Genomic DNA, 23,453 nt, shown 5'->3' with positions numbered 1-23,453 from the left:
GTTTATTTCATTAATCGCTCTTATTTTCCTGTTCGGAGGAAAACATGGCCGCTGAAAATCACCCGCTAAATAGTCTCGATGCCGAAGGGTTAGAGGCCCATTGGATGCCTTTTACCGGTAACCGTAATTTTAAAGCGCAGCCGCGCATCATTACTCAAGCCGCGGGGGCGTATTACACCAGCCATGACGGCAGAAAGATTTTCGACGGCCTGTCCGGATTATGGTGTTGCGGATTGGGGCACGGCCGGCAGGAAATCACCGACGCCGCCCAGCGCCAGCTGGCGACGCTGGATTACTCGCCGGCGTTTCAGTTCGGCCACCCGCTGTCGTTCGAACTGGCCAACAAGATCAAGGCACTGACGCCGGCGGGGCTGGATTACGTGTTCTTCACCGGCTCCGGATCGGAAGCGGCGGACACCTCGCTGAAAATGGCGCGCGCTTACTGGCGCGCCAAAGGCCAGGCGGGCAAAACCTGCTTTATCGGCCGGGAAAAGGGCTATCACGGCGTTAACTTCGGCGGTATCTCGGTCGGCGGCATTGCCGGCAATCGCAAGACGTTCGGCGCCGGCGCCGAAGCGGACCACCTGCCGCACACTCTGCTGGCCGGCAACGCCTTTTCGCGCGGCATGCCGCAACAGGGGGCAGAGCTGGCGGAAGAGCTCAACCGCATCATCGCGCTGCGCGACGCCTCAACGATCGCCGCGGTGATCGTCGAACCCTTCTCCGGCTCCGCCGGGGTGATCGTGCCGCCGGTCGGCTACCTGCAGCGCCTGCGCGAAATCTGTACTCAGCATGACATCCTGCTGATCTTCGACGAAGTGATCACCGCCTTCGGCCGCTGCGGCGCGATGACCGGCGCCGAGGCGTTCGGCGTCACGCCGGACATCATGAACATCGCCAAACAGGTGACCAACGGCGCGCAGCCGATGGGCGCGGTGGTGGTGCGGCCGGAGATCTACCACACCTTCATGAACGGCGGCGAGCCGGACTACCAGCTCGAATTCCCGCACGGCTACACCTACTCCGCCCACCCGGTCAGCTGCGCGGTCGCGCTGGCGACGCTGGACATCCTGCAGCGCGAACAGATGGTGGAGCGCGTACAGGCGCTGGCGCCCTACTTCGAGCGCGCGGTGCACAGCCTGCAGGGAGCCAAACACGTCGCCGACATTCGCAACATCGGCCTGGCGGCCGGCATTACGCTGGCGGCGCGGCCGGGCGAACCGGCACGGCGCCCCTTCGAGGCGGCGATGCGCTGCTGGGAAAGCGGATTTTACGTGCGCTACGGCGGCGACACCCTGCAGCTGGCGCCGCCGTTCATCAGCAGCGAAGCGCAGATCGATGCGCTGATCAACGCCGTGGGCGACGCCCTCAACGCCACCGAATAAGGAGAGAACCATGACCATTACCCATTGGATCAACGGCGAGCCCGCCGCCGGCGGCGAACGCAGCCAGCCGGTTTACGACCCGGCCACCGGCCAATCGGCGCAGGAGGTGCAGCTGGCCGACCGCGCCACGGTGGAGCGCGCCATCGCCGCCGCCGAACAGGCCTATCCCGCCTGGCGCGACACCCCGCCGCTGAAGCGCGCGCGCATCATGATGAAGCTCAAGGATCTGCTGGAGCAGCACGCCGACGCCATCTGCCAACTGATCACCGCCGAGCACGGCAAGGTGCTCAGCGACGCCCTGGGCGAACTGCAGCGCGGCATCGAGAATATCGAATATGCCGGCTATGTGCCGGAACTGCTGAAGGGCGAACACAGCAAAGAGGCCGGTCCGGGCATCGACAGCTGGAGCGAGTTTCAACCGCTGGGGGTGGTGGCGGGCATCACGCCGTTCAACTTCCCGGCGATGGTGCCGCTGTGGATGTGGCCGATGGCGGTGGCGTGCGGCAACACTTTCGTGCTGAAGCCTTCCGAGCGCGTGCCTTCCGCCGCGCTGTATATCGCACGGCTGGCGGCGGAAGCCGGGCTGCCGCCCGGGGTGCTCAACGTGGTCAACGGCGATCGCGAAGCGGTGGAGACGCTGCTGCATGACGGGCGCGTCAAAGCGATCAGCTTCGTCGGTTCGACGCCGGTGGCGGAGCACATCTATCACACCGGCTGCGGGCAGAACAAACGGGTGCAGGCGCTGGGCGGCGCCAAGAACCACGCGGTGGTGCTGCCGGACGCCGATATCCCCGGCGCGGTCGGCGCGCTGATGGGCGCCGCCTTCGGCTCCTGCGGCCAGCGTTGCATGGCCATCCCGCTGGTGGTGGCGGTGGGCGACGGCACCGCCGAAGCGCTGATCGCCGGGCTGCGGCAACAGATGGCCGCCATGCGCGTCGGCCCCGGCAGCGACAACCGCAACGACATGGGGCCGCTGGTGACCCAACAGCATTATCAGAAGGTAAAAGGCTATATCGATCAGGGCGTGGCCGAAGGCGCCGAGCTGCTGGTGGACGGCCGCGAACTGAGCGTGATCGGCGCAGACGGCCGCCCCAGCCAGGGGTATTTCCTCGGCCCGACGCTGTTCGATCGCGTGACGCCCGGCATGCGCATCTATCAGGAGGAGATCTTCGGCCCGGTGCTCGGCGTGGTGCGCGCGGCGTCGCTGCCGGAGGCGATGGCCTTGATCGACGCCCACGAATACGGCAACGGCACCTGTCTGTTCACCCGCGACGGCGAAGCGGCGCGCTATTTCTCCAGCCGCATTCAGGTCGGCATGGTGGGGATCAACGTTGCGCTGCCGGTGCCGGTGGCCTACCACTCGTTCGGCGGCTGGAAGCGCTCGCTGTTCGGCGATCTGCACGCCTACGGCCCGGACGCCGTCAGGTTCTACACCAAACGCAAGACCGTGACCCAGCGCTGGCCGGCCTCCGGCGATGGCCGGCGCGCCAGCTTCAGCTTCCCGTCGGGACAGGGGTAACACATAAGAACAATAAACTTCCGGGGAGCAACGCTCCCCGGCATTTCCGCGCGCTCCATTTGATTCCTGCGTACAGCCTGTGCAGCAAAACAATAATTCACTCACACGTTAATGGAGTCGTTATCCCATGAAAGAGTCCGCCCCTGAACACACCTTCAAAGGCAATCTCAGCGTCCTCGACGTGGTGATGATCACCGCGTCCGGCGTGACGCCGGCCAGTTCGATCTTCGTCATCGCCCCGCTGGCGATCGCCAGCGCCGGCAGCGGCGCCTTTCTGTCGTTTCTGATCGCCGCCTGCGTCGCCGCCGCCATCGCGCTGTGCTATGCCGAGCTCGGCGCCGCACACCCCAGCGCCGGCGGTGAGTACAGCATCATCAAGCGCCTGTTCGGCACCCTGTGCGGGTTGCAGACCTACCTGTTTATCCTCAGCGCCTCGCTGTTCGTGCCGGCGGTGCTGGCCACCGGCGCGGTACCCTACCTGAACACCGCGCTGGGCACTCAGTTCGACGCCTCGACCGCCGGCATGCTCACCGTGCTGGTCGGCGGCATCTGCGCCATTTTCAACATCAAGGCCAACGCCCTGCTGACCGGCGCCTTTCTGGTGGTGGAAGTGGCGGTGCTGGCGCTGATCGCCTGGCTCGGCTTCAGCCATCCGCATCAGAGCACGGAGATCCTCACCGCGCCGGTGATGCTGGACGCGCAGGGCAGCCTGGCGCCGGTGTCGCTGCCGCTGATCGTCGCCATGGTCGGGGTCGCGCTGTTCTCCTACAACGGCTACGGCGCGGCGGTGTACATGGCGGAAGACATGCGCGAACAGGGCAGACCGATGGCGATCGCGATCATACTGACGCTGGTCATCGTGGTGCTGGTGGAGCTGGTGCCGTTCACCGCCCTGCTGATCGGCTCGCCGTCGCTGACCGAGATGGCCAAACAGGCCGATCCGGTCGGCTACGTGGTCACCCAGCTCGGCGGCCCGACGCTGGCGCGGGTGGTAAGCGGCGCGATTTATCTGTCGGTGTTCAACGCCATCATCGCCATCGTGGCGCAGTTCAGCCGCATGATGTTCGCCAGCGGGCGCGATGGCTTCTGGCTGCCGACGTTTAACCGGGTGCTGAAAATCATCCACCCGCGCTTCGGCACCCCCTGGATCGCCACCCTGCTGTTCGGCGTGCCGTCGGCGCTGCTGGCGTTTTGCTCCGATCTCGAATCGCTGACCTCGTTCAACGTGATCCTGCTGCTGCTGGTGTACATCATCATGGCGGTGGCGGCGCTGATCAGCCGCCGTCGCCGCCACTTCCACCACCCGTACCTGATGCCGCTGTGGCCGCTGCCGGTGGTGGTGGCGCTGCTGTGCTGCCTGTACGTACTGTGGACGATTTTGATCGCCAGCAGCCTGAAAGACTTTATTATCATTGCCGGCATTATCGGCTTCGGGCTGGCGCTGAACCATCTGCGCGGCCGCCAGACGGCGCCCCTCGCCGCCCCCTCAATAGAAGGAGAATAACCATGACGCAGCGCGCTCAGGATCTGGGCATTATCATCGGACAGGGCACGCCCGGCCCGCTTAACGCCATCACCGACGTGCCCGGCGTGCGCGTTGGCCATGCCAGCATTCATGCCGATTTGGCGGACGGGCGCAGCGTGCGCACCGGCGTGACGGTGATCGAACCGCGCCCCGGCTCCGCCCGCCACGCCCCCTGCTTTGCCGGCGTGCACGTGCTGAACGGCAACGGCGACGCCACCGGCCTGGAATGGGTGCGCGAAGCGGGCCTGCTGACCAGCCCGATCGCCTTCACCAACACCCACAGCGTGGGCGTGGTGCGCGATGCGCTGATCGCGCTGGAGCGTGAAACGCTGCCCGCGGGCGACAACGCGGTGTATTGGAATATGCCGGTGGTGATGGAAACCTTCGACGGCCTGCTCAACGACATCAACGGCTTTCACGTCAAGGCCGAGCACGTGCGCCAGGCGCAGCAGGCGGCCCGGGGCGGCTTGCCGCAGGAAGGCGCGGTCGGCGGCGGCAGCGGCATGATCTGCCATGAATTCAAAGGCGGCAGCGGCACCGCGTCGCGCCGCTTGCCCGCCGATCAGGGCGGCTGGACGGTGGGCGCCATCGTGCAGGCCAACCACGGCAAGCGCGAATCATTGCTGGTCGGCGGTTACCCGGTAGGCCGGCATCTGGGGCATCTCCCCTCGCCGTTCACGCCGCAGTTGCCGCATCCCGGCATGGGCTCCATCGTGGTGGCGCTGGCGACCGACGCGCCGCTGCTGCCGCACCAGTGTGCGCGGCTGGCGCAGCGCGCCAGCATCGGCATCGCCCGCACCGGCGGCGGCACCGAGGACTCGAGCGGCGACATTTTCATCGCCTTCGCCACCGGCAACGACGGCCTGCCGCCCGCCGACTACGCCAACAAAGGCGCCTTCACCACGCCGCTGCGCATGGTGAACAACGACTACATTTCGGCGCTGTTCGCCGCAGCGGCGGAAGCGGTGGAGGAAGCGATCGTGAATGCGTTGCTGGCGGCCAATACCGTCAGCGGCAACGGCCACCGGGCGGAAGGGTTGAGCGCCGAGCAGCTGGTGACGGCGCTGGAGCAGGCCGGCTGGCGACGGTAAAAACACAGGGCGCGGGGATTAACCGCGCCCTGCCTATCAGGATTCGCCGCCCGGCTTGGGCGTCGGGTAGTCGTAATCCAGCCGCAACGGTTCGGCGTAGACGCTGTTCCACAGCTGTTGGTACAGCTTGTCCAACCGCCCGCTCATCGCCGCACTGTGCATCACCAGCTCCAGATTGCGCGAGTTGTCCAGATAGCCGCCGGTCCAGTTGCTGGTGCCCATCCAGGCAATCTCATCGTCGATGGTCATCAGCTTACTGTGGATCACGCGGGCAAACGGAATGAAGCCGCTGCTGGCCGGTGGTATGGTCACCACTTTGATCTGCACGTTCGGCACCAGCGCCAGGCTCTTCAGCCAGGCGATATCCGGCTTTTTGGTGTTCCAGTTGGCCACCATCAGCTCGATCTGCACCCCGCGCGCCGCCGCGCTGCGCAGCGCGTTGTCGATCACCGCGTAGAAGGGGCGGCTGCGTTCGGGGCCGAACGACAGCGGCGCGTAATCCATCACCTGCACCCGCACCCGCCGCTTGGCGCCGGCCAGCAAGCGCGGCAGCTCGGCCTGCGAGTCAATCACCCCCGCCGGGTTGTAGGCGCGCGGGCTGGCCACCAGATAGTTGCCCTGCGTCGGCGCCGTCATCGGCGAATCGGGCAGCGGCGGCACCGGTTTATCCTGCGCCAGCAGCGCCTGCGCCTGCCAGTCCTGTTCGAAGATCGCCTGGATCTGCCCCACCACCTTGGCGTCGCTGATGCGCAGCCCGGTTTCGTGAATGTGCTCCAACGCGCGCCAGTCGAAGTTCTGGCTGCCGACGAACGCCTGCTCGCCGTCCACCAGCAGATATTTGGCGTGCAGGATGCCGCCGCTCAGCTTCTGGTAAGGAATGATGCGCAGCTCCAGATTGGGGATCGCCTTCAGCTGTTCCAGCGTCTCGGCGGTAGAAATGCGAATGCCCTTATCTTCCACCAAAAAGCGGATTTTCACCCCGCGTTCGCCGGCCGCCTTCAGGTGCTGCAGCACGCCATCCAGCAGCGAACCGTCCTGATTCGCCACATAAAACTGCCCCAGATCGATGCGGGTTTTCGCCGCGTCGAACATCTCGCGCCACACCTCGGCGGTGTTGCGCAGGTCGTCGGCCTGCAGCGCGGTTTCCACCGGCGCGGTGTACACCAGCTCGTAGCCGGGAATCGCAAAACGCGCCGCAGCGCTCTGGCTCAACATCAACAAACAACCGCCCCACAATGCCGTATAAAGGCGGCCGAGCGGCCGCCGTACTGGATGGCCATTAGGCATAGCGCGGCGCTCCGCTGTCAACCCATTGTTCGCCGCTGCCGCTCTCCGGGCGGCTGGCCGGTTGGCCGGCGCGGATCAACAGCACCTTCAGCAGTTCGTTGATGCGCTCCATGCGGCTCTGCAGGAAGTTATTGGCCACCAGGCACAACAGCGCGATGGCGATGCCGAGGCCGGTGGCGTACAGCGCGGTGCCCATCCCGGCCGACACCAGGCTCGGCTCGGACACCCCCGAGGCGGCCAGCGCCTTGAAGGTTTCGATGATCCCCATCACGGTGCCCAGCAGCCCCAGCAGCGGCGCGGCGGTGACTACGGTTTCCAGCAGCCACAGGCCGCGCGCCATCGGTGGCTTGCTCAGCAGGTACTGGGCGTCGATCAGATCGCCGATCGCCTCGCGGTCGCCGGCGCGGTGCTTCTGCGCCAATACCGGCGCGATCACCGCCATCGGCAGGCTGTTACGCTGGGTCAGCTCGTCCGGCAGATCGGCGGCGCGGCGTACGTCCGGCGTCAGCGCCTGCTCCAGCCGGCGCGCCTGGCGCTGGGTATAGGCGAAGTACAGCGTGCGTTCGATGATGATCACCAGCGCGATCGCCAGCGCGGCGTACATCACGTAGAAAATAATGTCGTGCAACAGATTGGCGTCCATACAGGGCTCCTCTTTCCCGCCGCCCGGCAGGCGGCGGGGTATTCAGTTAAAAGGTGGCTTCCAGCGAGACGCTGAAGGTGCGTTCTTCGCCGACGTTGTAATACGGCGTGCTGGCTTTCACGCCGCCGTAAGGTGCCGCGTTGAAGGTGGTGGTGCGCACCGAGGTCAGGTATTCCTTGTCAAACAGGTTGCTGATGCCAAAGCGCAGCGCAGCGCTTTTGACGATTTTCTTGTCCACCGGCAGATGCACCCCCGCCGCCAGATCGAACACCGTGCGGCCGCCGATCTTCTCGTCGTTGGTCAGATCGCCGTAGAACGAACTGACGTACTTGCCGCTGACGCTGCCGTAATACAGCCCGTCGTCATAACCCAGCGTCATGTTCAGCAGATTTTTCGGCACGTTCGGCACCTCTTTGCCGGAGGTCGGCAGCGGCAGCCCGCCGTTGCTGACAATGTCGCTCTTCTGCTTCGACTCGGTGTAGGTATAAGAGGTGTAGTAGTTGAAGTTATGCGGCAGTTGGCCGCTCCACTCCAGCTCCAGCCCTTTGTTCTCCACGTTGCCGATGTTCATCATCTCGTAGTCGCCGGCCGAGTTGGTGGTGGAGATTTGGCGATCGCTGTAGCGCATGTAAAACAGCGTGGCGCTCAGCAGCATGTCTTCCTGCTGGAAACGCCAACCCAGTTCGTGGTTCCAGCTCAGTTCCGGCTTGGTGCTGAGCGAGTCGCCGACGTTGTACAGCACGTAGTTTGGCGGCGTGCGCATGTTGCGCGTCAGGTTGTAGAACACCTGGTTTTCCTGATTCACCTTATAGCTGGCGCTGAAGTTCGGCAGGAATTCATGATAGGTGGCTTTGCGCTTCTCCGGCACGTTGTACAGGCTGCCGCGGTTGTCCCCTTTGCGCTCCACGTACTGATAGGCCAGGCCGCCGACGAAGGTCCAGTCCGGCGTGGCGAACCAGGTGTCCTGCAGCCACACCTTCTGCGCCGGGGTGATGGTGTACTGGTTGCGCCCCTGAACGGTGTTGCCGTTGGCGTCCTTCACCTGATCGGATCCGCCCGGCTGGCCCCAAATCTGCGACGGGTTGCCGTCGCCCTTGATGCTGATGAACGGCTGAGTCTGCAGCTGACGTGCGCGCTCATACCAGTAGCCGACGTCCAGGCTGTGCTGCTCGTTGATGTCCCACTTCAGCTTGGTGGTGATGCCCGGCCGCCAGGTTTGGGTCCACGATGGGCGGTAGTAGGTGTTGGATTTCAGGTTGCTGAGATCGTACTGCCCGGCCTTGCTGGAGGTGTTGGACAACACCGACGCCGTCTGGCCGTTGAAGCTGCCGCCGTTGCCCCAGTAGTAATACGGCTGCAGGGTCAGCGACAGGTTATCGCGCAGCTGCAGCTTCTGGGTGAACGACAGCGTGAAGTTTTCGAACGGGTTGCGTTCAATCTTGTAATACTTGTTCAACTGCCCTTTGTTGTTGTACTCCGGCGTGGTGGCGTAGTCGGTATCACGGCCGTCGTTTTGGAACTGCGCCTTGCTCAGGGTGTTGTAGTTGGTGTTGTTCTGGCGGTTGTACTTCATCACCAGATTGCTGCTGTTGCCGTTGCCGTCTTCATACAGCGAGTTCATCTCGAACTTGTCGGAGTACAGTCGCCCTTCGCCGCGCCACTTCTTCGCTTCGGTGTGTGAATAGGAGAGCCAGTTGCTGAAGCCGTTGTACTCGCCGGTGTCCAGGCGGGCGAAGGTTTTGCTCAGGCTGTTGCTGCCCAGCGTCTGCTTGACGAAACCGCCGAAGTCTTTCGCCGGGCGGCGCGTCACCAGGCCGATGTTGCCGCCGCTGGAGCCGATGTGCGGGCCGTCCGCTTCGGAAGACCCTTGGGTGACGAACACCTCCTCCAGGTTTTCCGCGTCGCCCAGCAGGTTCGGGTACACCGCGTAGTTGCCGGAGTCGTTGATCGGAATGCCGTCCATCGACAGGCCGATCTGATCCGAGTTCATGCCGCGCATGGTGTAGTCCACGCCGCTCAGGCCGCTGGCGTCGTTGCTGTTGACGTTCAGGCCCGGCGTGTATTTCAGCTTGTCGATGGCGTTGGCCGCCGACGGCATTTTGTCCATCGCCTCTTTGGTGACGGTAGAACGCGCCTTGGCGCTGTCATCCTGCACCATCATGCCGCCGCCGAGCGACTGCCCCTTGACGCTGATGGTACCGACATCGGTGGCGTCGGCCGCCAGCGCGGCGCCCGGCAGCATCGCCGACATCACCGCCAGATAGATCCCAGAACGATTAAACGATTTCATTGTGTGCATCCCATAAAAATCAAACGATTAACCCTTGCGCTAAGGCGCCTGATAATTGAACGTTGCGGTAAATCTTTTGGTTGTTTGCCCGGCGAACGCCTCGCTCGGGAACGGCTTCACTGAACTGATGCTTTGCAGGCTGCTCATCGCCGCGCGGTTCAGCAGCATGCTGGCGGCTTTGTTGGCGATGCCGGAAGAGAGCACCCGCCCGCTGCGATCGACCTCCAGCCACACTTCGACGTTGCCCTGCGGGCGCTCAAGCGAGGCCTGGCGCCCGCTCGGGTAGCGCTTGCGCTGTTCCAGCTCGCGGCGCAAGGCCAGCAGATAGCCGTTTTCAATCGCCTGCGCGTTCACTTTCGGCGCCGCCGGGGCGGCCGGTGCGGGCTGCGCCGCCGGTTTGCTGACCAGCGCGCGCGGGGCGGCAGGCGCCGGCGTCGCTTTAGGCTTCTCTACCGGTTTGGCTTTCTCCTTCACCGGTTTGGGTTTGGGCTTCGGCTGCGGTTTCGGCACCGGCTTGGCTTCCACGATCGGTTCCGGCGCCGGCACCACCGGTTCGGGGATCGGCTCCGGCTCGGGCAGCGGCGGTTCGGGCTGGGGTTCCGGCGGCGTTTCCGGTTGGGGTTCCGGCGCCGGTTCAGGCTCCACCAGCGCCAGTTCGATGGCGGTTTCGTCGTAGCGCGGCTGGATCTTCAGCGCCGCCTGCTGGCTGGCGAACAGCAGGCAACCGGCGACAATCAGCGCCGGCAGCCAGCTGAAAAGATGACGTGAGCGATAGAGCAGATACATGTCACAGCTTCCGTGTCGCGATGGAGACGGAGAGGAAACCGCCCTGGCGCAGGTTGTCCATGACCGCCACCAGCCGCTCGACCGCCACGCCCTTGTCGCTGTTGACGATGATGGTGGTGGTCTGGTTGGCCTGCTGCTGTTGCTTCAGCGTGTTGACCAACGCGTCGAGCGCGATCGGCTGGCCATCCAGCTGCAGCTGTTCGTCGGCCCCCAGCGTGACGATCGCTTTCTTCTGCGGTTTCAGCTGCTGCGCGCTGCCAGCGGACGGCAGCTGCGTTTTCAACCCGAGCGCCGGAATGACGTTCAGGCTAATCAAGACGAAAAACACCAATAAAAACATCATCACGTCGATCATCGGGATCAGCTCGATGTGCGCTTTGTTTTTTTTCGGTTCGTTCCAGTTACGCATGACACTCCCTCCCAAAAGCGAAGCAGCCAATATAGGAGGGGTTTGTTTACCTTTTGTTACGCTTGTGTGATCTTATTTTCACAGTGTGGATTTTTTGCGAGAATTCTTTCAATGACGGGAGGCGAGCGTGGAGATATAACCCATTAATTAGATATAGTTTTTAATGGAATAATCACAGGGCGGACGCACTCGCCTAACGGGTAGCAGAGCCTGAAATGTGAAAATAGTGACAGCCACAGCGGGCCCACGGCAACGACAAGAAGAAATCGCCGCAGCCCGTCCGCAATAAGGGCATGATGGGATTTCCAGTGATATCGCCTTTTTTAACCAAGAATATTCTCAACCCCTGTCATAAAAATATCGACAGAAAATAAATAGTCGCATATATAACCAAACAATATTCCTCATTGGATATATTATTGCCAACAGATTATCAGCTGTTATATTTTTAAAGTGGAATAGCGCCACAGCGTTATTCTCGGTATTAATTAACCCCACTAAGTCACCCTTTTATTTATAAGGATTGTATATGAAAGTACTTAGTCAATATGAAGAGCAGTACATTAGCGGTGGCGATCTGAACGCGGCCTGGGATGGGTTGCTGGACGGCGCTATGACCGGCGCGCTGATTGCAGGCAAATCCGCAGGGGCCGGCGGCTTTATTGCCGGCGCCGTCGGCCAACTGGTCGGTACCATCATCGGCGGCGTCGCAGGCGGTGTGGGGCTGGGGCTGTATGGCCTGACCCATACGCAGCAGGAAGTGGCGGACTACGCAAAACATTTCCGCGAAACTATCGGCTCCACCTCAACCTCGGTCGGCGGCAGCCTGTAAGCACGAATAGATAGTCACCCCCGCGGTGGCTATTTATTTTATTGCCGCCCTCCCCCTACGCCGCCCGCTGAACGCTTGATCATTATCGCATCCAGGTATTCTTTCAAACCTGCCGCTATCGCGTCGGTATTTAATTGCGAAACCATCCACGGGCTAAAACCGAAAGGCGTTAATTTTACCGCCGCCATTAAATGGTTGAGCTCGACCCAGGCATAATCCGCGACCTCATCCGGATTGCGATGGAGCGCGCCTTTTATTTGCGCGGCAAATACCGGGCAAACTTCATTTTCCATTACGCCGGACGCATCGGTAGCCTGATAGCTGAAAGCTTCGCTCAGCAGCGTTATCTGCTCCACCTCCGTGCCCAGTTCAACCTGGGCACGGCGCATCACCGCCTGTGCCAGCGCCTCTTGCGGCAAGGGATGGCCGCAAAAGGAATTGGTCCAAACCCCCGGCCAGGCGGTTTTACTCAACGCACGTCTTGTGGCCAGCACGTTGCCCTCTGGGGTAAAGAGATAGCATGAAAAGGCCAAATGCAGCGGCGTATGGTGCGTGTGCACCTGATTTTTCGGCATCGTTCCGCAAGGCTGCCAGGCGGCATCGAGCAAAACGACGTCTTCGTTATTCATCATTGCGATTTCCATCTAAAGACGGGCTCTTGCCCGTCTTTGGGTTCATTTCGTCAAAAGAGGAGGAATGGCCGGCACTTCCGGCGCATTATCGATATCCTGCTGAGTCATGCGAAACTCAGGCGGATAATGCTCCCGTTCCGTTCTGCGGGCGGGTTCGGTATTCCGCCAGGTATAAAGACAGTGCTGGCACTGGTATACCGTCCATACGCCCTTGACCGGTGAATGCGCCATGACGTCTATCTGTTTATCGGCACAACGAGGACAAATCATAGGAGCTCCTTAGGGACGGTTAGCCAACATGGCGGTTAATTTATCCACCCACAGGGCGGTCTCAGGTAAATCCTTGACCGGCTGACTGTAGTGGCCACGCGCATCCGGAGCAACCGGCGTTGTCGCGTCGATGATCAATTTGTCGGTAATCCCCGCAGGGCTGGAGCCGGGATCCAGTTCCAGCACGGACATGTTCGGCAATTGCACCAGATCGCCGGCCGGGTTGACCTTGGCGGACAGCGCCCACATGACCTGCGGCAGATTGAAGGGATCGACATCCTCATCGACCATGATCACCATTTTCACATAGCCCAATCCGTGCGGCGTGGTCATTGCCCGCATCCCCACCGCGCGCGCGAAGCCGCCGTAACGCTTTTTGGTGGAAATGATGACGAGCAGCCCGTGGGTATACATCGCATTGACCGCCTGCACTTCCGGAAACTCGGCTTTCAGCTGCTGATACAACGGCACGCAGGTGGCTGGCCCCATCAGATAGTCGATTTCTGTCCAGGGCATGCCCAGATACAGGGATTCAAAAATCGGCCGTGTTCGGTAAGAAACCTTATCGATACGCACCACCGTCATGTTGCGGCCGCCGGAATAATGGCCCGTAAATTCGCCGAACGGGCCTTCAATCTCGCGCTTGCGGCCTTCAATCACCCCTTCGATGATCACTTCAGACCCCCACGGCACATCGAAGCCGGTCAAAGGGGCCGTCGCTATCGGATAGGGGCTTTCGCGCAGGGCGCCGGCCATCTCATACTCCGACTGATCGTATTTCAACGGCGTCGCCCCCATCAGCGTAATGATGGGATCGTTGCCCAGCGTAATGGCAATCGGCAGATCCTCTCCGCGCTCTTCGGCTTTATGCAGATGCAGCGCGATATCATGCATCGGCACCGGTTGCAAACCCAGCTTGCGTTTGCCCTTCACCTCCATACGGTAAATGCCGACGTTTTGCTTGCCGAAATGAACGGGATCTTCAGGATCACGGGAAACGATGCAGGCCTTATCCAGGTAAAAACCGCCGTCGCCGTCGTTTAGGCGAAACAACGGCAGGATTTCAAACAGATTAATCTCCTCGCCGTTGACCTCATTCTGCGCCCAGGGAGGATTATCGCGGCGCTCTGCAGAGACAGGGAAATGATCCCAGCGGCGAATATACTCATCGATTTGCTGTTTCACCGGCGTGGTCGGCGGCAGGCCCAGCGCGATGGCGTGATTCTGCCATGAGCCGAGGGTGTTCATCACCACATGCGCATGTTCAAAGCCTTTAATGTTCCTGAATGCAATGGCGGGGGCGCCCTCACCGATTCTTCCGGTGGCGTTGGCCGCCGCGGCGATATCCGGTTCCGCCTGCACCTCCTCGGCAATGTCAAGTAATTGCCCGGCCTTATCCAATGCCGCCAAATAACTTCGAAGATCGTCATAAGCCATATTTAACCCTCCTGACTGTAAACCTCTTTTTTTAATCCAGCCCAGCGTTTTGCCCGGCTGTAATCAAGGCCAAACTGGTCCAGAACCCGTGCGACAATATGATCGGTGACGTCATCAATATGAGTGGGATGGTTATAATAAGCGGGCATCGGGGGGACCAATGAAACGCCCAGCTTCGAGAGCGCCAGCATATTTTCCAGATGGATGGCGCTCAGCGGCGTTTCCCTTGGAACCAACACCAGCTTCCGCCCTTCTTTAATCATGACATCCGCCGCTCGGCCAATAAGCCCCTCGGCATAACCCGCGCGAATTCCCGCCAACGTTTTCATGCTGCAGGGAATAATGATCATGCCATCCATGCGAAATGAACCCGAGGAGATCGTGGCGGCCTGGTCGGCCGCACTGTGTGTGACATCAGCCATCGCCATCACGTCACGTACGCTGTGCTTTGTTTCAAGTTCAATGGTCTTTTTGGCCCACCGGCTCAAGATCAAATGCGTCTCTATACCTTCGATATCTTTCAGGGCCTGGAGAAGCGCCGTACCGAGCGGTGCCCCGGTAGCGCCCGTCATCGCGATCGTTAATCTCATGCCTACCTCGACAAAGTTCGTATACGAACAATATGTCAAATCTAGCCCTGGGATCGGGATAAAACAAGCGGTCAAGATGTAACCGTTCGTAAGCGAACGACCTATCAGGGCAAGTATCTCTTAGCGGTCAGTTTTGCTATATTGATATTATTGCTCGCTTTTTTCCTCTTAAGGAATAAACGTATGAACAGAACGCTGGCCAATACTTTTTTCCATCTCATCCGCGAGTTGCTTCAGGATCATAGTTCGCAATGGCAGAAATCGCTCCCTGAACTCAGTAAACAGCAATATTCCATTCTGGCCACCGTTTCAGAAACTCCGGGTATTGAGCAAGTCGAGTTAATGGAGGCGGCAATCAGCAGTAAAGCCGCGCTGGCTGAATTACTCAGCCGAATGGAAGGGAAAGGTCTGTTAAAGCGTGAAGCGGGCGAGCAGGACAAGCGCCGCCGATTTATTTACCTGACGCCTGCGGGACAGGCGCTGTTCGAAGCCAGCCGCCCAATCGCCGACGCGATTGATAACAGGTACCTTGAACGGGTCAATAAAGAGCAATATGAGTCGGCGCTTTTCGCTTTACAGACGATGGTGGGAAAAAAATAAATTAACCCTCTCGGCAGAGATAAAGGTTCAACAGACACAAAAAAAGACGCCCGCAGGCGTCTTTTTATCGCGTTCACTGAAGCCCGAGGCAATCAGTTCACTTTCACCGGCATACCGGAACGGGCCTTGATCGCCGCGTCCACTTCGCTCTGGTTGACGCCGGCGTCCATCAGCACTTTGCCGACCGGCGCGGAAATGGTCAGCGGCACCGGATCTTTCGATTGCAGCTGCTCTTCGTTGGCCGACAGCGGGTTGTGCACTTCCACGTAGCGCGAGCCGTCCGGTTCGACGGTGGCTTTCATCGGTTCGTTGATGAACTGCACGCGGGTGCCGACCGGCACTTTCTCGAACAGGTATTTGATGTCGTCGGCGCGCAGACGCACGCAGCCGTGGCTCACGCGCAGGCCGATGCCGAAGTTGGCGTTGGTGCCGTGAATGGCATACAGGCGGCCAACATACAGCGCATACAGCCCCATCGGGTTATCCGGGCCGGCCGGGAACACCGCAGGCAGGATTTCACCGTCGGCCGCATATTCGGCGCGCATCTTGGCGGTCGGCGTCCAGGTCGGGCCGTCTTTCTTGCGCTGTACTGTTGTAGTCCAGTTCAGCGGGGTGTCTTTACCCAGCTGGCCGATACCGATCGGCAGCACCACCACGGTGTTGGACCCTTTCGGGTAGTAGTACAGACGCATCTCGGCGCTGTTGATGATGATGCCTTCACGCGGCGCGTCCGGCAGGATCAGCTGCTGCGGGATGGTCAGGGTGCTGCCGGCCTTCGGCAGGAACGGATCCACGCCCGGGTTGGCCTCCAGCATGTTGCTCAGCCCCATCTGATACTGGGCGGCGAAGCTTTCCAGCGGCAGTTTGCTGTCTTCCGGTACGGTGATTTGGATATTCTCGCCCACCAAACGGCTGTCTTTTGGCGGCAGCGGGTAGACGACGGCGAAGGCAGCCTGGCTGAATGCAACCAGTGCCGTAAACAGGGTTAATAACGCGCGAATGCTCATTTTCATCTTCGTGTTGGTCAAGGCCACTGGCGATTATGGGTATCGGTTTCTACGGCCACTTTACCCCATTGCATTTCAGCCGGCAGCCAACGGCGCTGCGGCCTGAAAAACCAGGGGGGATTTGACCGGATGCGCATTATATGTGCACATCAATCAAAGTGTGAACCATTACCGATGTAATATCGCAATTTTTTGTAACCTGACGCGCCACGAAGGCGATTTTTTGCGAGAACCGCCGCCTAACCGGCGGCGGCCAACGCTTCCACCCGCCGAATAGGGATCAGATATTCGCAGCGGATCGCCGCGCCGCCGAGCGGGCAGCTGCCCTCCTGCGCCGGGTAGAAACGCTCAATATCCTGCCCCGGCCGGCGGACGGCGTTCATCTGCGGCATCGCGGTGTCGTACAGCCGCACGATAAAGTTTTGTAACCCTTCCGCCTGCCCTTGATAGGTGAAACGGGCATACTCCCCCTGTTCGATAATCACCCGCTCCCCCATCGCCCCTTCGTCCGGCAGAGCGGCGGTATAGGCCATGCGCGGATTACCCCGGCGTTGCCTGTCGACCTCCAGACTGGTGAGGCCATATACCACCTCCGGCAGCGCCTGCGGCTGCAGCAGCTGCCGCCAGGCGTGGCGGCGCAGCTCGCACTTGGAGGCCGCCAGCTGCCCCAGCGTAAAGCTGCGGCGCTGGGTGTTGCCCACCAGCTGCATGGCGGGCAACGTCACGATGTCGGCCTGCGGCAACGGCGTTTCGGTCAGCCGCAGCGGCGGCTGCAGGCCGTAGCTCGACCAATCCTGGCTGCGGCGATAGCTGGCCGGCGGCAGACCGAACTGTTTGCGGAAGCAACGGGTGAAGGTCTGCTGCGAATCGAACTGGTAAGTATCGGCGATGCAGGCCACGCTGGTGCCGGTCAGGCGCAGTTCGCGCGCGGCGGCGGTCAGCCTTCTGCGGCGGGCGTAAGTGCCGAGAATATGGCCGGTATGTTGCTTGAACATCCGCTGCAAATGCCACTTGGAGTAGCCGGACTTGGCAGCAATATCGTCCAGCGTCAGCGGCTGATCCAGGCTCTGCTCGATCCAGGCCAGCAGCTGTTCAATCACCTGTTGCTGGTGCATGGTATTCCCCTTATTTTAACAATAACGTCTGCGCCAATACCCGCCCTGCGGCTTCATCGGCGGCCACCAGCACCGGATAGCCCCAGAACTTGGCGCCGTATTCGGCGAATTCTTCCGCCGCCGTGCGTTTGGCGTCGTCCGGCTCCAGCATGATCATGCCTTTCACCCACAGCTTCAGCGCCTCGCGGTTATCGCGCTTCCACAGCGCGACCTGGGTGCGGGCATCGCGGTCATGTTCTTGTTCTTCATCGCCGACGCTGCGGTCGGTCATCAGGACAAAGGGTTCGGCGCGCGCCAGCAGCGCGCTGAATTCGGCCAGTTCGGCCTGGGTATCGCGCCCGTTTTGGCGCATCCATACCAGCGGAAAATCGGCGGTATCCAATGACATAATCAGTTTCCTCAGGAAATGGTTTAGGACTGGCGCTTACTTTATCGGCACCGGCGCTAGACCACATTGCGCAATCAGGACATAATACTTTTCAATTCCGCCAAATTGAGAATTGTTCTCATGAAAGTACAGATCCCCCGCCACTGTCTGGATATCGATCAGGTGCCGCGCCCGCTGTTTGCCCTGCAAGGTTCGACCCTCGAGCAGGACTGGGAAGTCGAGCCGCACCGCCATCAGAAGGCGCAGCTGATCTACACGGTACGCGGCATGATCCGCTGCGAAGTGGAAAACGGGCTGTGGCTGGTGCCGCCGCAGTGCGCGCTGTGGATGCCGGGCAACGTGTTGCACAACGCTCAGGGCGCCGGCTCCACCGAGGCCTACTGCCTGTTCGTCGATCAACATGCCGCCGCCGGTCTGCCGCAGAACTGCTGCACGCTGTCGGTCTCGCCGCTGCTGCGCGAGCTGCTGCTGCAGGCCAGCACCTTCGAGCCGCTCTACGACGAACAGGGCGCCGAGGGGCGCCTGACGGCGGTATTGCTGGACCAGCTGGCGGCCGCGCCGATCGAGAACCTGCATCTGCCGGTGTCCGACGACGCACGCATTCGGCAGTTGACCGAAGGCATGCTGAGCAGCCCGGCGGACAAATCCACCCTCGGGCAGTGGGCGCAGCGCATCGGCATGAGCGAGCGCTCCCTCAGCCGCACCTTGCAACAGCAGATGGGCATGAGTTTCGGCCACTGGCGGCGCCAGCTGCACGTGATGCTGGCGCTGCAGCGCCTGACGCAGGGCGAGAGCGTACAGACGGTGGCGCTGGATCTGGGCTACGAGAGCGCCAGCGGCTTCGTCACCATGTTCAGAAAGGCGGTAGGCAAACCGCCGGCGCGCTACCTGGCGGAGCGAAACGCCTCTGGAGAGACCCTGGGCGGCGCAATTACCATGTGAAAAAGCCGGCGCAGGCGCCGGCTTGAAGCAGGTGAGAATCAGAAGTCGTAGAACACCGTAATCCAGGTGGAGTCCGGCTCGTTGTCGCTGCTGTTGGCCAGCGTGCGCTCCACATACACCGACAGACCGTAACCGATGGTGGTGCCCGCGCCGAGGTAAACGTGGTTGGCGTGATACGCCTCGTCCCCCTTCAGCCGCAGCGAGTCCGCCGCCACGTAAGGCTGGACGGATTTGAGGAACGGCTTGTCGATATTGAAGGTGTAACCGACAAAGCCTTCCAGCCCGTAGCCGTCACCGGCGAAGAAGTGCGACAGCGTGCGCTGGCGGGTGCTCGGCACATAGTCTTTGTAGTAGCTGGCGGTGCCGACGATGTACCAGTTGTTCGGCTGCCAGGTTAACGCGGTGCCGGACAGCTGCTGGTGATAATCCTTTTCGCTGTACAGATTGTCTTTGATCTTCGCGTCGGTATAACTGTAGGCCGCGCTGAAGGTGAAATCCTTCGTCACCTTGTAATCGAAGCCCAGCCCGCCCCCGCCCTTGCGGCGATAAATCAGGTTATCCGCAGTGTGCAGATCGTCTTCCGGCAATAAATAGTTGGCGTACAGCGTTACCGGCCCGAAATCATTGGTGTACTTGATGCTGTTTTTCGGTTTATTGCCGCCGTCGTAGTCGCCGGAAATACCGATGCCGGTGCCGCCCGCATGGCCATCGTTATCCCAGACGTCGCTTTTGATGCCGACCACCGAATAATAGATGCCGTATTGATGGCCGTAGGTCAGGGTGCCGTAACGATCGTCTTTAAAACCGGCGTACAGCTGGCGCTGATAGTCGCGCTTGCCGTCTTCGTTATAGTGCCCGTCCCAGCTGAGCGCGTGCGCCAGATCGACACCCCACTCGTAATAGCCGATGATCGAAGTGTCCTGCGTCAGCGCATAGTCGCCGCTGAAGCGAAAACGCGTGCCGCCGTCGTGGCCGTTTTTGTCATAGCCCGGCTCAGGGCCGTTATTGAAGATCCACTCGGGGCGAATGCTGCCGCCCACTTTTATACTGAGCGGCGCCAGCAACACATTGCTCTGCGGGTTTTTATCCAGAATGGTGATCTCGGCCTGTGCGCCGGCGGATAACGCCGACAGCAAGACGCCGCCAATGAATATTGGCGTTGTATTTTTTCTCATTATTACCCCTGCCCGAAAAAATTATTGTTATAAACACGGTGGTCTTAAGCCACGCAGAAATAATTAACCGATGTGAACAGCGCACGCAAGATATAAAAATTCACGCCATAACCTGTCATTATTTCAGGTTGGATTTAATTTCAGCAAAAACGTGTTCATCTGTAACGCAAAGAAAAATAATGTAATAACCGCAGCACAAAATAAACCAATCCGCACGTTTCACCCAAAATAAACCGGCGTGATTATCCGGGAATAAAAATAGCAAATAACAAATAAATATTATTGCCGCAGGTAAACCGTCACGCAGGGGAATTAACTGATGGCGAAAAATAACGACGGAGCGCGTTGCGCGCTCCGAGAGAGAGTTCACTACTGTGCCAGCCAACCGCCGTCCATGTTCCAGGCGGCGCCGCGCACCTGCGCCGCCGCATCGCTGCACAGGAACAGCGCCAGCTCGCCGAGCTGCTCTGGCGTGACGAACGCTTGCGAAGGCTGCTTCTCCGCCAACAGCTCATCGCGCGCCCGCTGCGGGTCGGTCCCGGCGGCAATGCGTTTGTCGATCTGCTGCTGCACCAACGGCGTCAGCACCCAGCCGGGGCAAATGGCGTTGCAGGTGACGGGCGTGCGCGCGGTCTCCAGCGCCAGCGTCTTGGTCAGCCCCACCACGCCGTGCTTGGCCGCCACATAGGCCGACTTGTCTTTCGACGCCACCAGCCCGTGCACCGACGCCACGTTGATGATACGCCCCCAGTTGCGCTCGCGCATCCCCGGCAGCGCCAATCGGCAGGTGTGGAACACCGCCGACAGGTTGATGGCGAGGATGGCGTTCCATTTCTCCACCGGGAACTGATCCAGCGGCGCCACATACTGAATGCCGGCGTTGTTCACCAGAATGTCCACGCCGCCGAACTCACGTTCGGCATACTGCATCATGTCCGCTATCTGGGCCGCATCGCCGAGATCGGCGCCGTGATACCCCGGCGCGGCACCCAGCCGCGCGACCTGCGCTTGTGCCTGCTCCACGTCGCCGAAGCCGTTGAGGATCACGCGCGCGCCGGCGGCGGCCAACACAGACGCTATCCCGAGGCCGATGCCGCTGGTCGAGCCGGTCACCAGCGCGGTTTTGCCTTGTACACTCATGGTATCGCTCCTTTAAACAATGCCGGTCAGGTAGAACACGCCGATCACGAACAGCACCGCGGCGCTCTTGATCAGGGTGATGGCGAAGATGCCGCCATAGGCCTGCCGGTGGCTAAGGCCGGTGATCGCCAGCAGGGTGATCACCGCACCGTTGTGCGGCAAGGTGTCCATGCCGCCGCTGGCCATCGAGGCCACCCGGTGCAGCACCTCCAGCGGAATCTGTGCCGCATGGGCGGCGGCGATAAAGCTGTCGGACATCGCCGCCAGCGCGATGCTCATACCGCCGGAAGCCGATCCGGTGATGCCGGCCAACAGGGTGACGCTGATCGCTTCGTTCAGCAGCGGGTTGGGGATCGCCGACAGCGCCTGCGACAGCACCAAAAAGCCCGGCAGCGCGGCGATCACCGCACCGAAGCCGTATTCGGAGGCGGTGTTCATCGCCGCCAGGATCGCGCCGCCGACCGCCGTCTTGCTGCCTTCCGCCAGCCGGCCGCGAATATTGCGAAAGCCGAACACCACCACCAGCAGAATACCCGACACCAGCGCCGCTTCCACCGCCCAGATGGCAATGATCTTCGCCACGTCGGTGGTGATCGGCTTGGCCAGCCCCGGCAGCGTCAGCTCGTGGCTGGCGCCGTACCACTGCGGGATCCAATGGGTGAAGCCAAGGTTGAATACCCCGACCAAAATCAGCGGCAGGATGGCGATCAGCGGGTTCGGCAGGTTGATGTCGTCCGGGGTTTCCGGCTCGTTCAGCAGATCGGAGCCGTACCCTTCTCCCTTCAGCTGCGCCTTGCGCCGCTGGCGTTCAAGATACAGCAGACCGACCGCGATGATGAACAGCGAGCCGATCAGCCCCAGCCACGGCGCGGCCCAGGCATTGGTGCCGAAGAAGCTGGTCGGGATGATGTTTTGGATCTGCGGCGTGCCGGGCAAGGCGTCCATGGTGAAGGAGAAGGCGCCGAGCGCCACGGTGGCCGGGATCAGCCGCTTGGGGATACCGCTCTGGCGGAACAGCTCGGCGGCAAACGGATAGACCGCGAACGCCACCACGAACAGCGACACCCCGCCGTAGGTCAGCAGCGCGCACACCAGCACGATCACCGGAATGGCGTGACGCCGGCCGAGAATGCGGATCGCCGCCGCGACGATCGAACGGGAAAAGCCGGACAGCTCGATCAGCTTGCCGAACACCGCCCCCAGCAGGAACACCGGGAAGTAGAGCTTCACGAAGCCGACCATCTTCTCCATAAACAGCCCGGTGAAGGTCGGCGCCACCGCGCCGGGATCGGTCAACAGCACCGCGCCCAGCGCGGCGATCGGGGCGAACAAAATCACGCTGTAGCCGCGGTAGGCGGCCAGCATCAGTAATCCCAGTGCTGCCAGGGCAATCAAAACGCTCATCGGTCACCTCAGTATCGTTGTTATTGTCAGGTACGGAGTGCGAAATTACGGTTTCAGCGCAAAGCGCAGCTGATGCGCCCGTCGCCGTTGAATGCGTTCCCTGCGTGCGTCATCCCAAAGATAAAATCCCCGGCCGCTGCGCTGGCCGGTATCGCCGCGCTGCAGCCGCTGTTCCACCAGCGCCATCATCTCGTCGCCGGTCGCCAGTTCCGGGAACAGGTGGCGGGCGATGTCCGCCACCGTCGGCAGCCCGGTCATGTCGGCGGCCTCCAGCGGGCCGACCATGGCGTAGCGCCGCCCCAGCGAGGCGCGCATCACCTGATCCACCACCTCGGCGCTGGCGATGCCGCTGTGGACGATGTGCAGCGCTTCGCGCAGCACCGCAAACTGCAGCCGGTTGCCGACAAACCCCGGCGCGGCGCGCTCCAGCAGCACCGCCTCCAGCGCCATCCCGCCGAGCAGCGCCTGCACCGCCGCCAGATGGCGCGGATCGGTGGCGCGACCGGGCACGATCTCCACCAGCGGGATCAGGTGCGGCGGGTGCCAGAAGTGGGCGATCAGCAGGCGCTGCGGGTGGGTCATGCGCGCCGCCAGCTCGTCCGGCGGCAGGCCGCTGGTGTTGCTGGCAATCACCGCGTCGTCGGCGATCAGCCCTTCCAACTGCTCATACAGCGCGTGCTTCAGCTCGAGCCGTTCCGGGATCGCCTCGATAAGCAGCCGGGCGCGCGCCACGTCGTTCAGCTCGCCGGTCACGCGCAGGCGCGCCAGCGCCGCGTCGCGCTCAGCGTTATCAAACTGCCCGACGTCGCTCAGCTCGGCCAGAATGCCGCTCGCCACCGCCGGCGCCTCCACCCGGCGCTGCGGATCCGGGTCATACAGCAGCACCTCATGGCCGTGGCGAATAAAGTGGGTGGCGATGCCCACCCCCATCAATCCGGCGCCCAGTACCGCATAGTCAGATGACTGCATCGTGCCCTCCTCGGTTG

General features: G+C 61.5%; 24 protein-coding genes. 7 read left to right on the top strand and 17 right to left on the bottom strand.

Translation table 11 applies throughout. The features are described from left to right. Positions 1-44 precede the first annotated feature (44 nt). The 4 genes from AWX27_RS11580 to AWX27_RS11565 all read left to right on the top strand — a co-directional run bounded on the left by AWX27_RS11580 (position 45) and on the right by AWX27_RS11565 (position 5,520). Positions 45-1,385: an omega-aminotransferase AptA gene (locus AWX27_RS11580; protein WP_047729079.1), complete on the top strand. Its 1,341-nt coding sequence runs from the start codon at positions 45-47 to the stop codon at positions 1,383-1,385. A gap of 10 nt (positions 1,386-1,395) precedes the next feature. Further along, positions 1,396-2,904 carry a CoA-acylating methylmalonate-semialdehyde dehydrogenase gene (locus AWX27_RS11575; RefSeq protein WP_060422187.1) on the top strand — a complete coding sequence of 503 codons (1,509 nt, stop codon included), beginning with the start codon at positions 1,396-1,398 and terminating at the stop codon, positions 2,902-2,904. Positions 2,905-3,031: 127 nt separating this feature from the next. Further along, positions 3,032-4,408 (top strand): APC family permease, encoded by a 1,377-nt coding sequence (locus AWX27_RS11570; protein ID WP_060422184.1) that lies wholly within the window; start codon positions 3,032-3,034, stop codon positions 4,406-4,408. Positions 4,409-4,410: 2 nt separating this feature from the next. Beyond that, positions 4,411-5,520, top strand: a complete 1,110-nt coding sequence (locus AWX27_RS11565) for a DmpA family aminopeptidase (RefSeq protein WP_060422181.1) — start codon at positions 4,411-4,413, stop codon at positions 5,518-5,520. A 36-nt stretch (positions 5,521-5,556) separates the two neighbouring features. Here the strand turns inward: AWX27_RS11565 and AWX27_RS11560 are convergent, their stop codons facing one another. From AWX27_RS11560 to AWX27_RS11540, 5 genes are read right to left on the bottom strand one after another with little or no spacing between them, the layout of a single operon-like run. Continuing rightward, complete coding sequence (locus AWX27_RS11560; protein ID WP_060422178.1) at positions 5,557-6,807, bottom strand: phospholipase D-like domain-containing protein; 1,251 nt, start codon at positions 6,805-6,807, stop codon at positions 5,557-5,559. Continuing rightward, a complete protein-coding gene (locus AWX27_RS11555) occupies positions 6,800-7,450 on the bottom strand; it encodes a MotA/TolQ/ExbB proton channel family protein (protein ID WP_019454931.1) in 651 nt (216 codons plus the stop codon). The genes AWX27_RS11560 and AWX27_RS11555 overlap by 8 nt, the downstream gene beginning before the upstream one ends. A 46-nt stretch (positions 7,451-7,496) precedes the next feature. Further along, complete coding sequence (locus AWX27_RS11550; RefSeq protein ID WP_060422175.1) at positions 7,497-9,740, bottom strand: TonB-dependent receptor family protein; 2,244 nt, start codon at positions 9,738-9,740, stop codon at positions 7,497-7,499. Between the two features lie 39 nt (positions 9,741-9,779). After that, positions 9,780-10,526 carry an energy transducer TonB family protein gene (locus tag AWX27_RS11545; protein ID WP_060422172.1) on the bottom strand — a complete coding sequence of 249 codons (747 nt, stop codon included), beginning with the start codon at positions 10,524-10,526 and terminating at the stop codon, positions 9,780-9,782. Position 10,527: 1 nt separating this feature from the next. Then, positions 10,528-10,935, bottom strand: a complete 408-nt coding sequence (locus tag AWX27_RS11540) for an ExbD/TolR family protein (RefSeq protein WP_038878355.1) — start codon at positions 10,933-10,935, stop codon at positions 10,528-10,530. Positions 10,936-11,464: 529 nt separating this feature from the next. On the opposite strand from AWX27_RS11540, the gene AWX27_RS11535 reads away from it, so the two are divergent. Continuing rightward, positions 11,465-11,767, top strand: a complete 303-nt coding sequence (locus tag AWX27_RS11535) for a DUF5862 family protein (protein WP_060422170.1) — start codon at positions 11,465-11,467, stop codon at positions 11,765-11,767. A gap of 38 nt (positions 11,768-11,805) precedes the next feature. Here AWX27_RS11535 and idi read toward each other — a convergent pair whose 3' ends face one another. Genes idi through AWX27_RS11520 form a run of 4 tightly spaced genes read right to left on the bottom strand, consistent with a single transcriptional unit; the run spans position 11,806 to position 14,696 of the window. Continuing rightward, complete coding sequence (gene idi, locus AWX27_RS11530) at positions 11,806-12,399, bottom strand: isopentenyl-diphosphate Delta-isomerase (protein WP_060422167.1); 594 nt, start codon at positions 12,397-12,399, stop codon at positions 11,806-11,808. 42 nt (positions 12,400-12,441) lie between these two features. Next, positions 12,442-12,669, bottom strand: coding sequence for a non-oxidative hydroxyarylic acid decarboxylases subunit D (locus tag AWX27_RS24525; protein WP_072265380.1), 228 nt, complete (start codon positions 12,667-12,669; stop codon positions 12,442-12,444). 9 nt (positions 12,670-12,678) lie between these two features. Beyond that, complete coding sequence (locus AWX27_RS11525; protein ID WP_060422164.1) at positions 12,679-14,106, bottom strand: non-oxidative hydroxyarylic acid decarboxylases subunit C; 1,428 nt, start codon at positions 14,104-14,106, stop codon at positions 12,679-12,681. A gap of 2 nt (positions 14,107-14,108) precedes the next feature. Continuing rightward, positions 14,109-14,696 (bottom strand): non-oxidative hydroxyarylic acid decarboxylases subunit B, encoded by a 588-nt coding sequence (locus tag AWX27_RS11520; protein WP_060422161.1) that lies wholly within the window; start codon positions 14,694-14,696, stop codon positions 14,109-14,111. 183 nt (positions 14,697-14,879) lie between these two features. Here AWX27_RS11520 and AWX27_RS11515 point away from each other — a divergent pair, with 183 nt between their 5' ends. Next, entirely contained in the window at positions 14,880-15,296 is a 417-nt protein-coding gene (locus tag AWX27_RS11515) for a MarR family winged helix-turn-helix transcriptional regulator (RefSeq protein WP_060422158.1), read from the top strand. A gap of 92 nt (positions 15,297-15,388) precedes the next feature. Here the strand turns inward: AWX27_RS11515 and AWX27_RS11510 are convergent, their stop codons facing one another. From AWX27_RS11510 to AWX27_RS11500, 3 genes are all read right to left on the bottom strand, one after another. Continuing rightward, entirely contained in the window at positions 15,389-16,309 is a 921-nt protein-coding gene (locus AWX27_RS11510) for a L,D-transpeptidase family protein (RefSeq protein WP_038878352.1), read from the bottom strand. A gap of 233 nt (positions 16,310-16,542) precedes the next feature. Beyond that, positions 16,543-17,418 (bottom strand): helix-turn-helix domain-containing protein, encoded by an 876-nt coding sequence (locus AWX27_RS11505; RefSeq protein WP_060422155.1) that lies wholly within the window; start codon positions 17,416-17,418, stop codon positions 16,543-16,545. A 10-nt stretch (positions 17,419-17,428) separates the two neighbouring features. Beyond that, complete coding sequence (locus AWX27_RS11500; RefSeq protein WP_060422149.1) at positions 17,429-17,806, bottom strand: hypothetical protein; 378 nt, start codon at positions 17,804-17,806, stop codon at positions 17,429-17,431. A gap of 120 nt (positions 17,807-17,926) precedes the next feature. Here AWX27_RS11500 and AWX27_RS11495 point away from each other — a divergent pair, with 120 nt between their 5' ends. Beyond that, positions 17,927-18,748: an AraC family transcriptional regulator gene (locus tag AWX27_RS11495; RefSeq protein WP_019453262.1), complete on the top strand. Its 822-nt coding sequence runs from the start codon at positions 17,927-17,929 to the stop codon at positions 18,746-18,748. A 38-nt stretch (positions 18,749-18,786) separates the two neighbouring features. Here AWX27_RS11495 and AWX27_RS11490 read toward each other — a convergent pair whose 3' ends face one another. The 5 genes from AWX27_RS11490 to AWX27_RS11475 all read right to left on the bottom strand — a co-directional run bounded on the left by AWX27_RS11490 (position 18,787) and on the right by AWX27_RS11475 (position 23,436). Further along, on the bottom strand, positions 18,787-19,923 hold the full coding sequence (locus AWX27_RS11490) for a porin (protein ID WP_048232580.1): 1,137 nt from the start codon (positions 19,921-19,923) through the stop codon (positions 18,787-18,789). Positions 19,924-20,041: 118 nt separating this feature from the next. Next, positions 20,042-20,308: a hypothetical protein gene (locus AWX27_RS25080; RefSeq protein ID WP_154618180.1), complete on the bottom strand. Its 267-nt coding sequence runs from the start codon at positions 20,306-20,308 to the stop codon at positions 20,042-20,044. Beyond that, complete coding sequence (locus AWX27_RS11485; RefSeq protein WP_060422146.1) at positions 20,293-21,063, bottom strand: 3-hydroxybutyrate dehydrogenase; 771 nt, start codon at positions 21,061-21,063, stop codon at positions 20,293-20,295. The genes AWX27_RS25080 and AWX27_RS11485 overlap by 16 nt, the downstream gene beginning before the upstream one ends. A 12-nt stretch (positions 21,064-21,075) precedes the next feature. Continuing rightward, a complete protein-coding gene (locus tag AWX27_RS11480; RefSeq protein ID WP_060422142.1) occupies positions 21,076-22,467 on the bottom strand; it encodes a GntP family permease in 1,392 nt (463 codons plus the stop codon). A gap of 45 nt (positions 22,468-22,512) precedes the next feature. Then, entirely contained in the window at positions 22,513-23,436 is a 924-nt protein-coding gene (locus AWX27_RS11475) for a 3-hydroxyacyl-CoA dehydrogenase family protein (RefSeq protein WP_060422138.1), read from the bottom strand. Positions 23,437-23,453 lie beyond the last annotated feature (17 nt).

It is taken from the genome of Serratia sp. 2880STDY5682894, from assembly GCF_001537385.1.
Lineage (GTDB): Bacteria > Pseudomonadota > Gammaproteobacteria > Enterobacterales > Enterobacteriaceae > Serratia > Serratia nevei.
This window is presented reverse-complemented; position numbering and strand designations above follow the sequence as displayed.